General features: G+C 64.5%; 9 protein-coding genes and 1 pseudogene. 8 read left to right on the top strand and 2 right to left on the bottom strand.

What is annotated here, in order from left to right; all coding sequences use genetic code 11:
• Positions 1–83: 83 nt before the first annotated feature.
• Genes AC07PQ_RS12085 through AC07PQ_RS12070 form a run of 4 tightly spaced genes read left to right on the top strand, consistent with a single transcriptional unit; the run spans position 84 to position 5,724 of the window.
• Positions 84–860: a DUF3050 domain-containing protein gene (locus AC07PQ_RS12085; protein WP_493185571.1), complete on the top strand. Its 777-nt coding sequence runs from the start codon at positions 84–86 to the stop codon at positions 858–860.
• Positions 857–1,786, top strand: coding sequence for a diiron oxygenase (locus tag AC07PQ_RS12080; protein WP_493185570.1), 930 nt, complete (start codon positions 857–859; stop codon positions 1,784–1,786). The genes AC07PQ_RS12085 and AC07PQ_RS12080 overlap by 4 nt, the downstream gene beginning before the upstream one ends.
• Before the next feature lie 15 nt (positions 1,787–1,801).
• Positions 1,802–5,236, top strand: a complete 3,435-nt coding sequence (locus AC07PQ_RS12075; protein ID WP_493185569.1) for an amino acid adenylation domain-containing protein — start codon at positions 1,802–1,804, stop codon at positions 5,234–5,236.
• Between the two features lie 23 nt (positions 5,237–5,259).
• Entirely contained in the window at positions 5,260–5,724 is a 465-nt protein-coding gene (locus tag AC07PQ_RS12070; protein ID WP_007927311.1) for an SRPBCC family protein, read from the top strand.
• Between the two features lie 245 nt (positions 5,725–5,969).
• On the opposite strand, the gene AC07PQ_RS12065 is transcribed toward AC07PQ_RS12070, so the two are convergent.
• Together AC07PQ_RS12065 and AC07PQ_RS12060 are read right to left on the bottom strand one after the other, a co-directional pair.
• Complete coding sequence (locus tag AC07PQ_RS12065) at positions 5,970–6,755, bottom strand: methyl-accepting chemotaxis protein (RefSeq protein ID WP_370686837.1); 786 nt, start codon at positions 6,753–6,755, stop codon at positions 5,970–5,972.
• Between the two features lie 69 nt (positions 6,756–6,824).
• Positions 6,825–7,850: pseudogene (locus tag AC07PQ_RS12060) on the bottom strand (HAMP domain-containing protein); the annotation flags it as partial.
• 312 nt (positions 7,851–8,162) lie between these two features.
• On the opposite strand from AC07PQ_RS12060, the gene AC07PQ_RS12055 reads away from it, so the two are divergent.
• From AC07PQ_RS12055 to AC07PQ_RS12040, 4 genes are all read left to right on the top strand, one after another.
• Positions 8,163–8,663 carry a sigma-70 family RNA polymerase sigma factor gene (locus tag AC07PQ_RS12055; RefSeq protein ID WP_009041561.1) on the top strand — a complete coding sequence of 167 codons (501 nt, stop codon included), beginning with the start codon at positions 8,163–8,165 and terminating at the stop codon, positions 8,661–8,663.
• Between the two features lie 5 nt (positions 8,664–8,668).
• The gene (locus AC07PQ_RS12050) at positions 8,669–9,679 is read left to right on the top strand and encodes a FecR domain-containing protein (protein WP_493185568.1); all 1,011 of its coding nucleotides are present in this window, start codon (positions 8,669–8,671) and stop codon (positions 9,677–9,679) included.
• A gap of 103 nt (positions 9,680–9,782) precedes the next feature.
• Positions 9,783–12,278 carry a TonB-dependent siderophore receptor gene (locus AC07PQ_RS12045; protein ID WP_493185567.1) on the top strand — a complete coding sequence of 832 codons (2,496 nt, stop codon included), beginning with the start codon at positions 9,783–9,785 and terminating at the stop codon, positions 12,276–12,278.
• A 63-nt stretch (positions 12,279–12,341) separates the two neighbouring features.
• Positions 12,342–13,517 carry a PepSY-associated TM helix domain-containing protein gene (locus AC07PQ_RS12040; protein ID WP_493185566.1) on the top strand — a complete coding sequence of 392 codons (1,176 nt, stop codon included), beginning with the start codon at positions 12,342–12,344 and terminating at the stop codon, positions 13,515–13,517.
• Positions 13,518–13,765: the final 248 nt, after the last annotated feature.

The following is a 13,765-nucleotide window of genomic DNA, read 5'->3' as shown; positions in this document are numbered from 1 at the left end:
ATAAGCACTGGTTAAAACACCTATACGAGCCGCAACTAATCGGCCAATCAAACACACTTGAACATCTCAGACAGGCAGCCCAAATGAACGCCAACAAAGAACTTCTCGACGCCAAGAAAGCCACACTCAGCACTCATCCCATTTTTGCCGAAATCAACACACTCGCGGTTCTTCAACGCTTCATGCAGGCCCATGTTTTCGCCGTGTGGGACTTCATGTCGCTGACCAAGCGCCTGCAACAGGAACTGACCTGCGTGCGCCTGCCCTGGCTACCGCCGCGGGACCCTCGCGCCGCGCGGCTGATCAACGAGATCGTGCTCGGCGAAGAGTCCGACGATCGCCCCGGGCAAGGCCATTACAGCCATTTCGAGCTGTACCTGGACGCCATGCGCGAAGTCGGCGCCACCACCGGGGTCGTGGAACGCTTCGTCGCGCTGCAACAGGAGGGCGTGAGTTTCGACACCGCCCTGCACAGCGTCGACGCCGACCCGGCCGCCAGCGCCTTTGTCCGCCAGACCCTGCACACCGCCGTGCAGGCGCCGGCCCATTGCGTGGCGGCGGCCTTTCTCCATGGCCGGGAAAGCGTCATCCCGCGGATGTTCCAGCGCATCCTCGACGACTGGGGCATCGGCATCGAGCAGGCGCCGACCTTTCGCTACTACCTGCAACGCCATATCGAAGTCGACTCCGACGACCACGGCCCGGCCGCGGAACAGCTGCTGCAGCGGCTGGTGGCTGGCGACCCGCAACGCCAGCAAGAGGTGTACGCGGCCGCCATCGCCGCGGTGGACAGCCGCATCGCCCTGTGGGACGGGCTGCGCCTGAGCATGGCCGAATCGGCGATCGGGGTGAGCGCATGAACGCCCTCGACTACCAATCCTTCGCCGACACCTGGGAAGAACGCGCGACCATCCGCACCCGGCCGCGGCGCATGCTCGAGGACGACGACAAGCTGATCTATCCCCTGAGCCGCCAGCCCCTGGTGCACAGCCAGAGCTTCCTCAACCACTGTGCCCACCTGCGGGATTTCGTGCTGGTGCAAAGCCTCTACAAGTTCATCAACGACGTGGTGATCTTCGAGACCGAGCTGGTGGACAAGACCGCCCGCAACATCGCCAAGAATCGCTTCGCCATTGTCTTCCCCTTCGCCTGTCGCTACGACGCCATGACCGTGGTGGTGGACGAGGACTACCACGCGCTGGTGGCGATGGACTTCATGCAGCAGACCATCGCCATGAGCGGCATCGAGCCCATCGAGCTGCCCCGGGAAATCGAACTCAGCCGGGCCATCCCCGCCGCCCTGCGGCTGGCCCCCGCACACCTGCGCGACGCAATGGAGCTGGTCTGCGTGGCCATCGCCGAAAACACCGTGACCAACGATGTCGCCGCTTTCGCCAAGGACGACACGGTCAAGCAGTCGATCAAGGGCCTGATGGCCGACCACCTGCAGGACGAAGGCCGGCATTCGGGTTTCTGGTCGCGGCTGGTGCGCATCTATTGGCACGGCGCCAGCGATGCCGACCGCGCAGAGATCGCCCGGGTGCTGCCGGTGTTCATCGCCCAGTACCTGACCAACGACATCCAGAAGGACTTCGACTTGCGGCTGATCGAGCAACTGCCCGTCGCCGCCCCGATCAAGCAGGCGCTGCGCGAGGAGGCAGCCGCCCTGGCCTACCCGATCAACCACCATCACCCGCTGATCGCCAACATCCTGCGCTTCTTGCGCAGCAGTTCGATGCTGGATTCGGCCTGCGTCCAGGACGCACTGGCCGATTACCTGCCCTAACGGAGGGACCCGAGCATGAGACGCCTCGACATCGTGTTGACGGGCCGCAGCCAGGCCCTGAACGAACTGGCCATGGAGCTGGAGCACCACGGCCATCTGGTGCGGCGGCTGGACTCGCCGCAAGCCATCGCCAACGCCGAGGGGCTGCGGCCCCATCTGTTGATCGACGACGGCAGCCTGAGGGATTCACCGCGCCTTGCGGCGGACACCGCGCGCCTGGAATTGCGCATCGCCCTGATCGCCCAAGCGGCGCCCGGGCTGCCGCAGGTGCGTCTGTTCCACCGCCACGACACTCGGCTGATCGAGCAGGCGAGCCTGCCGCCGGAGGCCAGCGGCAATGGCCAGGCCCTGCGCGGCAGCGCGGTGGCTAGGCTGGTCGCCAGCACCGCGCGGCTGGTCAGTGGTTTTTCTCGCGGCGCGGCGTTTTTCCAGCAGCTCGCGGCCCTGGACGAACCCAGCGAACCGCTGCTGGGCCTGGAACGCCTGGACTCGCTGGCCTTCGAGCACCGGCACAACCCACAGCCGGCACCGGCCTTGCTGCGCGAGATACAGGTACCGATCGCCCAGCGCCTCGACCAGAGCCTGCTGGCCTTCGCCCAGCGTCCGGCCTTGAATATCCAGGGCGTCGACTACAGCTACCAGACCCTGCATCGGCTGAGCCGCAACCTGCAGCGGCAGATGCTGCGGCACCTGCCTCCCGCCTCTGGCCAACCACCGGTGATCGGCCTGTGCCTGCCCAAGTCGGCGGCGCTGTATGCCGCGATTCTTGCGACCTTCGGCTGTGGCGCGGTGTACTTGCCCCTGGACCCGGAGCATCCGGTACAACGGCGGCGCTACATTCTCGACAACGCCGGCGCCACCCTGCTGCTGCACGACGGCTGCGAAGACCTGGCCGACCTCGAGATGGCGCAACTCGATGTACGCCCCCTGTTGCATGACGCCGCCGAGGACTGCCTCCCGCTGCTGCGCCAGGCACCGCCGCCAGAGGCGCCCTGCGTGGCGATCTACACCTCGGGCACCACCGGCCAACCCAAGGGCGTGTTGCTCAGCCAGGGCAATCTCAGCCACTTCTGCGCCTGGTACAGCGGCCATGTCGAGCTAGACCCAGACAGCCGGGTGCTGCAGTTCTCCACCATCAACTTCGACGCCTCGCTGCTGGATATCCTGCCCACCTTCCTGTGTGGCGCGCTGCTGGTGGTCCCCGACCAGGACCAGCGGCGCGACCCGCGGCAACTGCTGGCCCTGCTCCAGCGCCAGCGGGTCAGCCACGCCTTCCTGCCGCCGGCGCTGCTGAGCATCCTGCCCCTGGAGCAGCCGCTAGGCCTGCGGCATCTGGTGACCGGCGGCGACGTCTGCGAACCCTTCGTCATCCAGCGCCTGGCCGACCAGTGCGCGCTGCACAACATCTACGGCCCGACCGAAACCACGGTGCTGGCCACCACCCGCCGCCTGCGCGTCGACGACAACCCGCGCAACCTCGGCCTGCCGATCGCCAACAGCCAGGTGCTGATCCTCGACGAACAGCTGCAACCGCTGCCCGACCGCACTCCCGGCGAGCTGTACCTGGCCGGGCCCGGTGTCGGCCTCGGCTACCTGAACAACCCGGCGCTGAGCGCCGAACGCTACCTGACCCTGGACCTGCCGGACGGGCGCCGACTGCGGGTCTATCGCACCGGGGACATCGGCCAGTGGACCGAGAGTGGCATCGAGATCTGCGGGCGACGGGACAACCAGGTGAAGATTCGCGGGTTCCGGGTCGAACCCGAGGAGATCGAGCATTGCCTGCGCGACGGCCAGCTGTTCCGCCAGGTGGCAGTGGTGATCGACGAGCAGCGGCGGATCCTCGCCTACCTGGCCCAGCCGAACGCCGCCAGCGCTGCACTGCAAACCCTGCGCGAAAAGGTGCGCCAGCGCTTGCCGGACTACATGCAGCCCAGCGCCTACATCGAGCTGCCGAGCATGCCCTGCACCGCCAACGGCAAGGTCGACCGCCGCGCCCTGCTGGCCCTGCCGCGTACCCCAGGCAGCAACCACCGGCGACGCCTGCCACAGAACGCCACTGAACAGCACCTGCTGCAACTGTGGGCCGAACTGCTGGAACTGCCGGCCGAAGACATCGGCATCGACGACAGCTTCTTCAACCTCGGCGGCCACTCGATTTTGCTGTCGCGCCTGCTGCTGGCGATGCGCGAACAGTTCGGCCGCGGCCTGTCGATCAACCGCTTTATCGAGGCACCGACCCTGAGCAACCTGGCGACCCTGATCGACGGCGCCGCCCATGACGGCCCGGACGCGTCCCTCGACCCGGTGTTCGCCGATGCCAACGCCGAACTCGACCTGCAGGTGCTGCCCATCAGCCAACTGGGCAATGTGCACAAGGTGCTGGTCACCGGCGCCAACAGTTTCCTCGGCGTGCACATCGTCCAGGCGCTGCTGGAATGGGGCGCCAGCGAGGTGGCCTGCCTGGTGCGGGAAACGCCCACGCAATCGGCCGCCGCACGTTTTGCCCAGGCCCTGCGCGACAACCGCCTGGAGCATCTGGACCTGAGCCGGGTGCGGGTGCATGCCGCCGACATCAGCCAGCCACGGCTGGGGCTGGCGGCGGATGTGTACGAACGCATCGACCGCGAATACGGCGCGCTGGTGCACAACGCCGCCAACGTCAATCACGTGCTCGATTACCCGGCGCTGGCGCGCGACAACGTCGAGCCGCTGTTCGAGTGCCTGCGCCTGTGCGAAGGGCGCAGCAAGAAGGTCTTCAACTTCGTCTCGACCCTGTCCGCCTCCAGCAGCATCGACGCCCAGGGCCAGGTGCTCGAACAGCCGCCCGCGGCCACCCCGCCGATCTACATCCGCAACGGCTACAACCTGTCCAAGTGGGTCGGCGAGCGGATCCTGCAACGGGCCCGCGAACAGGGGGTGTGGGTCAATCTCTATCGCCCGGGCAACATCAGTTTCAACAGCCAGACCGGGGTCTGCCAGCCCCACCGCAACCGCCTGATGCTGATGCTCAAGGGCTCGCTGCAACTGGGCCAGGTGCCGCAGCTGGCGATGAACTTCGACCTGATGCCGGTGGACTTCCTTGCCCGCTTCATCGCCTTCCACGCCAGCCGTTATCAGCCGGCCCACGCGGTGTTCAACCTGCACAACCCGCAGCCCTTGAGCTGGGAGGCCTATGTCGCCTCGTTCCGCGAGGCCGGGCGCGAGTTCCGCATGGTCAGCGTCACCGACTGGCAGCGCCAGCTGGGCCGGGTCGACCGCGACAACGCGCTGTTCGGCGTCCTCGGCTTCTACCTCAACGGTTTCGAGGAAGACATCGGCGACATCTCGCTGATCGGCCACGCCAACGCCGAGGCCGGGGTGCGGCGCATGGGCGCCGACTACCCGCCCAAGGACCCGGCGCTGCTGCGCAAGGGTTGCCAGTACCTGAAAGACATCCGTTTTATCTGAACCCACCCACGCTGGAGAACACCATGAAAAACCTGCAACCCGACACCCTGATCAAGAACCCGAACGCCTGCCAGGTCCTGTCCACCGTGGACATCGGCGCCGATGCCCGAAGCGTCTGGAATATCGTCGGCAACTTCGCCGGCTTCCCGGCCTTCATTCCCGCGTTGTCGCACATCGAAATGACCGGCGAAGGCGTGCGCTCGGTGCGCAAGAAGTTCTTCCACGACGGCAACATCGTGATCGAGCAACTCAACTCACGGGACGACCAGGCGCGGTACATGACCTGGAGCCTGATCTACGACACCCTGGGCATCGGCAACCTGTGGGCAGCCATGAGCGTCGAAGCCCTGCCCGGCGAACGGGCGCGCGCCACCTGGCGCATCGTCGCCGACCCGGCCGAAGGCGGTGCCGAGGTGGCGGCCTTCCAGGGGTTCCTGCAAGGGTTTGCCGATGAGGCAATGGGCAATGTGCAAAGGATGTTCGAGTAACACTGGAAATGCCCCTGTAGCCGCTGCCACAGGCTGCGATCGACGCCGAAGGCGGCGCAAGATTTGGGGATCGCTGGAAGGCCTTCGGCCTTTTCGCAGCCTGCGGCAGCGGCTACAGGGGTTCGGAGGCCGGTGGAGACGGAGGCAGTCCGAAGAACGGCAAGGGGTGCCGCTGGGCCGGTGGGGCAGGAAAAAAAACGCGATGAGCCATACCGGCCTCATCGCGTTTTTCAGGGCAGTGCGGGTCAGATCTTGAAGCTGTCCACCAGTTGCTTCAGGCGGTTGGCCTGCAGCGACAGGGCATCGCAATCCTTCAGGGTTTCGTTGAGGTTGGCCACGCCCTGCTGGTTCAGCAGGTTGATCTGGCTGATGTCGACGTTGAGGGTTTCCACCACGGCGGTCTGCTCTTCGGTGGCGGCGGCCACCGACTGGTTCATGCCGTCGATCTCGGTGATGCGCTGGGTCACGCTGACCAGCCGCGCACCGGCCTGGTTGGCCACTTCGACGCTCTCTTCGCTGGACGCCTGGCTGGCGTTCATGGTCGATACCGCTTCGCGGGAGCCGATCTGCAGCGAGGTGATCATCTTGTGGATCTCCTCGGCCGATTCCTGGGTGCGATGGGCCAGGTTGCGGACCTCGTCGGCCACCACCGCGAAACCGCGACCGGCTTCGCCGGCGCGCGCCGCTTCGATGGCCGCGTTGAGCGCCAGCAGGTTGGTCTGCTGGGAGATGCCTTTGATCACATCGAGGATGTGGCCGATGTTGTCGGTGCTGGCGTTCAGGGTTTCGATCTGGGTGCAGGACAGGCTGATCTTCTGCGACAGCTCGGTCATGGCCAGGATGGTTTGTTCCACCACCTGGCGACCATCGTCGGCCTGCTCGCTGGCGCCGCTGGCGTGCTGCGAGGCATCGGCGGCGTTGCGGGCGATTTCCTGGGTGGCGGCGCCCAGCTGGTTGATCGCCGCGGCCACGCTGTTGGTGCGCGCGCTTTGTTCGTCGGAACCGATGATCGACGCGTTGGACGAGGCCATCACGCGCTGGGACAGATCATGCACCTGGCGGGTGGCCGAGGACACTTCGGAAATCGACGCATGGATACGTTCCACGAACTGGTTGAACGAGCCGCCCAGTACGCCGAATTCGTCCTTGCTCTCCACCACCAGGCGGCGGGTCAGGTCGCCCTCGCCCTGGGCGATGTCCTGCATCGCGCGGCCCATGGTGGTCAGCGGACGCATCAGCACCTGGATCAGCAGGCTCAGCAGCACGGCAATCGCGGCCACGGCGATGAACATCGCCAGCAGCGCCGAGGTGCGGAACTTGCTCAGCGGGGCGAACGCCTTGTCACGGTCGATGGACAGGCCGATGTACCACTCGGCATTCGGCAGGCCGGTCACCGGGGTGAACGACAGGATGCGTTCCTGGCCGTTGAGCAGCACTTCCTGGGTGCCTTTCTGGATATGCACGTTGGCGCCCGGGTAGACATCCTTGAGGTTCTTCATCACCTGGTCCTTGTCCGGGCTGACGATCACCTGCCCGTCCGCGCTGACCAGGAAGGCATGGCCCAGACCGCCGAAGTCCACCGAGTTGATGATCTTCACCAGGGTTTCCAGGCTCAGATCGCCCCCCACCACGCCCAGCAGCTGGCCGTCCTTTTTCACCGGCATGGCGATGGTCACCACCAGCCCGCCGACAGCCGCCATGTAGGGCGGGGTCAGCATGGTCTTGTCGGCCGCCACGGCCTGCTTGTACCAGGGACGCTGACGCGGGTCGTAGCCGTCCGGCATCTTCGCGTCAGGCCGCTGGGTAAACACACCGTTGACCTGGCCCACGTAGGTGAACTGGAAGTTCGTGGTGAACGCCGGCTGGTCCACCAGCCCCGGGAAGTCAGCGTTGGCGCCCTGGTGGGCGACATTCTGCGAGAGGTTCTCGAGCACCAGGATGCGTCCGCTCATCCAGTTCTGGACGCTGCTGGAAGTGAGGTCACCCGCCTGTTCGATGGACGATTCGAGGTTCTGGCGAATGGTGTTTCGCTGCAGATAGTCGTTGTACAAAGTGAACAACGCGAATGCCAGAACCACTACACCGGAGGCGGCCAAAAGGATTTTATGGCTGAACTTGAGATTCATGTCATGGGACTTCTTATGCCGAAAGTGGGGATGCGTACGGGATGCAACTTTCCATGTAACAACGCAGGCGGCGTTCTACGACCGCTCTACTTTGGTGCACGCATGGGTCTCACTGTCTGTCGGCACGAGACGGATAAATCTTAGCGATTTGTCAGAAATGTACCTGTTATCTGCAAAAAACCGCTGAACGGCAGGCTAGAGCGGTCGCATCGAACTTTTCCGTAGCCGGCCGCCCTGCAGCTGTTGCAAAATCCCAAACCCTTGATGACAATGCGACTAATTATCATTTGTGACACCCAGGCAGTCGCATCCATGTCATCACCTGAGTTCGCGGTACAGGCGCTTTACAGCCATCACCATGGCTGGCTCAACACATGGTTGCGCAGCCGGCTGGGCAACGCCGCCGATGCCGCCGACCTGGCGCAGGATACCTTCGTGCGCCTGTTGCAGCGCACCGAACGCCTGGAACTCAAGGCCCCGCGCGCCTTCCTGCGGACCATCGCCCGCGGCCTGGTGATCGACCACTGGCGCCGCGAGGAAATCGAACGCGCCTACCTGGAAACCATCGCCCATCTGCCGCAAGCCCAAGCCCCCAGCGAGGAAGCCCGCGCCCTGGTGCTGGAGCTGCTGGAAAGCATCGCGCGCATGCTCGAAGGCCTGAAGCCGAAAGTGCGCAAAGCGTTCCTGCTGGCCCAGTGCGAAGGCCTGACCCACAAGCAGATCGCCGAACAGATGGGGCTGTCCCTGCGTTCGGTGGAGCGTTACGTGGCCGACGCGCTGTTCCACTGCTACCTGCTGCGCTATGAGGCGTGAGCGCTGTGGATAACCCCTCGATCAATCTGCGCCGGCCCGTGGACCCCAGGCACCTGGTGGTCAAGCAGGCCATCAACTGGATGCTGCGCCTGCGCAACAATGCCGGTAACCCCCGGCTGCTGCAGCAATGCGATACCTGGCGCGCGGCCCATCACGAGCACGAGCTGGCCTGGCAACGGGTGCAATCGCTGCAGCAGGAACTGCACAGCAACCTGCGGGCCGTGCCCGGTGCCCAGGTGGCCTTCGATACCCTGGAAAACAGCGCCCAGCGCCTCGGCCGACGCCAGGCCCTGAAGCTGCTCGGCGGCGTCATGCTGGTGGGCTCCGCCGCGTGGCTGGGCAAGGAGCAACTGGCCTGGCAGCAATGGAACGCCGACTTTGCCACCGCCACCGGCGAACGCCGCGGCTTCCAGTTGCCGGACGGCTCGCGCCTGGAGCTCAACACCGACAGCGCCGCCGACATGGACTTCAATGCCCGGCAACGGCTGATCCGGCTCAGCCGTGGGGAAATCATGCTGACCTGCGGCCCGGACTCGCAGGCGAGCCCTTCCAGGCCGCTGCTGGTACGGACCCGCCATGGTCTGTTCGAAGGGGTCGACGCCAGTTTCGTGGTGCGCATGGAGGGCGACTGCACGCGCCTGAGCGTGACCGCCGGCAGCGTTGCGATTCATTCGCCGCACACCGCCGATGGCACCTCGGCCCGGGTACAGGCCGGGCAAAGCTATCGGGTCAGTGCGTCCCAGGCAGTGCCGGTGCCGCCGCTGGACATGGACCTGGGCGCCTGGGCCGATGGCCTGATTGTCACCCGCAACATGCGGCTGGCGGACTTCATCCACGAGGTCGGGCGTTATCGCCACGGTTACCTGGGCTGTGCCGACGAGATCGGCGACCTGCGCCTGTCCGGCGTGTTCCGCCTGGAGGACACCGACAAACTGCTGGCGATCCTCCCGCAAACCCTGCCCGTGCGCCTGCGTTATCGCACCCGCTGGTGGGTCACCCTGGAACGTCTGGCCTGAGACGCTTCAACCCGTTGAATTTTTTTTGGCGGCTTTTTCCCGTGAGTCCGGCTTAGACAGTAAGCACTTCCATCTGCCTTCAGCGACTCAACGGAACCCTTCCATGATTGTGCACTTCCACCACTCCTCTTCTGCACGGCCCACCCTCGGCCTGCGCCATGCCGTGCGCGTGGCCCTGCTTTCCTCGGCGCTGGGCGTCGTCGCCTTGCCTTGCCTGGCACAGGCGGCCGAGTCTGGCGCGGCCAGCCTCAGCCACAGCTACAACATCCCCGGTGGTGCCCTGAGCGAGGTACTCAACCGCTTCGCCCGCGAGGCCGGCATCACCCTGTCGATGACCCCGGCGCAGCTCCAGGGGCGCCAGTCCGCCGGCCTGAAGGGCGAGTACTCCACCGACCAGGCCCTGGGCCAGATGCTCAATGGCTCCGGCCTGGAAGCGCTGAGCCAGGACGGCAGCAGCTATGTGCTGCGGGCCTTGCCCGAGACCGGCGCCCTGGCGTTGCCGACCACCGACATCAAGGGTTTCGCCCTGGGCAATGCCTTGGGCAGCATGGAAGGCTACAACGCCACCCACAGCCAGATCGCCACCAAGACCAGTACCGCGCTGCTGGAAACCTCGCAAAGCGTCTCCGTGGTGACCCGCGAACAAATGGACGACCAGGGTTCGCAAACCGTGTCCCAGGCCATGCGCTACACCCCCGGCGTGCTGACCAACCCCTACGGCGCGACCCACAGGTACGACTACGTGGCCATGCGCGGCTTCAACGACGGCTCGGTGGACAACATCTACCTCGACGGCCTCAAGTCCATGGGCGACAGCGGCACCTACAGCACCATGCAGGTCGACCCGTACTTCCTGGAGCGGGTGGACATCCTCAAGGGGCCTTCGTCGGTGCTTTACGGCCGCAGCTCCCCGGGCGGCCTGGTGGCACTGACCAGCAAGAAGCCGCTGTTCGAGCCCTACCATCAGATCCAGGCCACGGTCGGCACCCAGGGCCAGCGCGGTATGGGCTTCGACTTCAGCGGCCCGGTGGACGACGACAAGCGCATCGCCTATCGCCTGACCGGGCTGGCGGACCGCTCCGATACCCAGTTCGACCACAACAAGGAAAAACGCTACGCCCTGGCACCGACCCTGAGCATCGACTTCACCGATGACACCTCGCTGACCCTGCAGGCGTACCTGCAACACGATCCGGACGGCGGCTACCACAGCGGCATGCCGGCCGATGGCGCGTTGCACCCGCGCAACGGCCGGCGGATTTCCGAGAACTTCTTCGAAGGCGAACCGGGCATCGATCGCTACAAGCGCGATCAGCAGTCGTTCGGTTATCAGTTCGAACATCGCTTCAACGATGTCTTCACCGCGCGGCAGAACTTCCGCTACCTGGACTCCAAGGTGAAGCTGGACCAGGTCTACGGCTACGGCTGGACCACCCCGACCAGCAACGAGCTGAACCGCTACTACACCGGCGGCGACGAGAAGCTGCATGCGTTCATCGTCGACAACATGCTGCAGGCCGAATTTCTCACCGGCGCGACCAAGCACACGGTGCTGATGGGCGCGGATTACCAGCGGCGCAAGACGGTGGTGGACTGGACCAGCGGCTCGGTGGCGCCGATCAATGCGTTCGATCCGGTCTATGGCAACTCGGCCATCAGTTACTACGACCCCGTCAGCTATCTGCGTCGCCTCGAGCAGACCGGCGTCTACCTGCAAGACCTGATCGAGATGGACCAGTGGCGCTTCTCCCTGGGCCTGCGCCAGGACTGGGTGGAAACCTCGGACGAGAACCGCCTGGCCGAAGCCTCGCGCCCGGTGGGTACCGAGATCAATGACAAGCGCACCAAGCTGACGGGCCGCGCCGGGGCGCTGTACCTGTTCGATAACGGGTTGGCGCCTTACATCAGCTATTCCGAATCCTTCAATCCCAACTCTTACGCGGACAGCGCCGGTAACCCGCTGGCCCCCACCGATGGCACCCAATGGGAACTGGGCCTGAAGTACCAGCCACCGGGCACGGATGACCTGTACACCGCGTCGCTGTTCCGCATCGACCAGGAAAACCTGGCCACCAAGCTGCCCCAGGAAAACTTCTATCGCGCGGTCGGCGCCGTGCGCTCCCAGGGCCTGGAACTGGAAGCGCACCTGCAGTTGAACGACAACCTCAAGCTGCTCGGCAGCTACACCTTCACCGATATCGAGTACTCGAAGTCGATGATCAGCACCTTGAGCACCGCCACCGACATCATCGAGAACAAGGGCAACTCACCGACCCAGGCGCCGCGACACATGGCTTCGCTCTGGGCTGACTACAAGTTCGACAGCGGCTCGCTCGACGGCCTGCGCCTGGGTGGTGGCGTGCGGTATGTGGGCTACAGCTGGGCGGATGCGGAGAACACCATGAAGGTGCCGTCCTACACCCTGTTCGATGCCTCCGTCGGCTATGACCTGGGCAAGGTCGGCCTGAAGGGCGTGGATGTCCGGCTCAATGCCAACAACCTGACCAACGAATCCTATATCGCTTCCTGTGCCAGCCTGAGCTTCTGCTACATGGGCGAGGAGCGGAACGTCGCAGCCACGGTCAGCTACCAGTTCTAATCATTTGTCATTCCCCCGAAGCCAGCGCATGCGCTGGCTTCGTCGTCTCTACGGGAAAATTCCATGCGCGCAATTCTGGTTCTACTGCATCGTTATATCGGCCTGGCCACCGCGGTATTTCTGCTGCTGGCAGGGCTGACCGGCAGCCTGCTGGCCTTCAATCACGAGCTGGACGAGTGGCTCAACCCGGGGTTCTACGAGGCCCCCGCCGAGGGTCAGGCACTGCCGCCTGGAATCCTGGTCGACCGTGTGCAGACGCAGCATCCGCGCCTGCAGGTCTGGTACATGGAGTACCCCAACGAGCCCGGACATACCGCGCTGCTCGCGGCGGTTCCCCGTAACGATCCGGCCACGGGCAAACCCTTCGACGACCCCAACCAGGTGTTCTATCTGGACCCGGTCAGTGGCGAGCAGACCGGCAAGCGGTTCTGGGGTGCCTGCTGTTTTCAGCGGGAGAATCTCATCCCCTTCATTCTCGAGTTCCACTACAACCTGACGCTGCCGGGTAACTGGGGACTGGTGTTGATGGGGCTGGTGGCGATCTTCTGGGTCGTCGATTGCTTCATCGCTTTGTTCCTCACCCTGCCCCGTGGCCGGCCGTTCTGGAAGAAGTGGTCGACCGCCTGGAAGATCAAGGGCGGGCACGCTTATCGTCTCAACATGGATCTGCATCGGGCGGGCGGGTTATGGCTGTGGTTACTGCTGCTGCCGATAGCGATCAGCAGTGTGGCGATGAACCTGCCGAGCCAGGTGTTCAAGCCGGTGGTTTCCTTACTCTCACCGATCGAGCCGAGCGTCTATGAAGCTCGTGGGCGCATGCCCAGCGATCAGTTGGGGATTACCCGGCTCACCTATCAGCAGGCTTATGAACGCGCCCAGGAAGAAGGCAAACGGCTGGGCCTGACAGCAGCGATCGGCGAGCTGTATTACAGCTTCGAATACAACTTCTATGGCGCCGGTTTCGGTCAGCACGATACCGAGGCCCATGGTAAGTCGTGGTTGTTCTTTCATGGCACCGATGGGCGCCTGCTGGGGCAGGAGATCGCCGGGCAAGGCACCTTGGGCGAACGTTTCTATCGGCTGCAACTGCCGATCCATGGTGGCCGGATCATCGGCTTTACCGGGCAGGTACTTATTGCGGTGTTGGGATTGGTGATTGCGATGTTGTCCGTCACCGGGATCTACATCTGGTGGCGTAAATGGCTGGCCCGCAGAAGCAGCAAGATGCGTCAGCGGTGAGGTGAGGGACAGAGCGGAGGTGCTTCGCTCTGTTCTGATGCTGTGGAGCATAGGTTGGGGGCTGGAGGGGGATTCAGCTCACCTGCTAGGTGACCTGGAGACCTCGCTCGGATGTAAGCCTCAAGGCTTTCAGACGTACAAAAACAAAACCCCTGTCTGCGTCAGCAGACAGGGGTTTCGGAATTTAATCTTGACGATGACCTACTCTCACATGGGGAAACCCCACACTACCATCGGCGATGCATCGT

Source organism: Pseudomonas sp. GW821-FHT09E12 (genome assembly GCF_059416085.1).
This window is presented reverse-complemented; position numbering and strand designations above follow the sequence as displayed.

Coding starts and splice junctions, on each gene's coding strand:
- AC07PQ_RS12070 (WP_007927311.1), top strand. CDS start 5,260: ATGAAAAACCTGCAACCCGACACCCTGATCAAGAACCCGAACGCCTGC.
- AC07PQ_RS12055 (WP_009041561.1), top strand. CDS start 8,163: ATGTCATCACCTGAGTTCGCGGTACAGGCGCTTTACAGCCATCACCAT.
- AC07PQ_RS12085 (WP_493185571.1), top strand. CDS start 84: ATGAACGCCAACAAAGAACTTCTCGACGCCAAGAAAGCCACACTCAGC.
- AC07PQ_RS12065 (WP_370686837.1), bottom strand. CDS start 6,755: ATGGCCTCGTCCAACGCGTCGATCATCGGTTCCGACGAACAAAGCGCG.
- AC07PQ_RS12080 (WP_493185570.1), top strand. CDS start 857: ATGAACGCCCTCGACTACCAATCCTTCGCCGACACCTGGGAAGAACGC.
- AC07PQ_RS12040 (WP_493185566.1), top strand. CDS start 12,342: ATGCGCGCAATTCTGGTTCTACTGCATCGTTATATCGGCCTGGCCACC.
- AC07PQ_RS12075 (WP_493185569.1), top strand. CDS start 1,802: ATGAGACGCCTCGACATCGTGTTGACGGGCCGCAGCCAGGCCCTGAAC.
- AC07PQ_RS12045 (WP_493185567.1), top strand. CDS start 9,783: ATGATTGTGCACTTCCACCACTCCTCTTCTGCACGGCCCACCCTCGGC.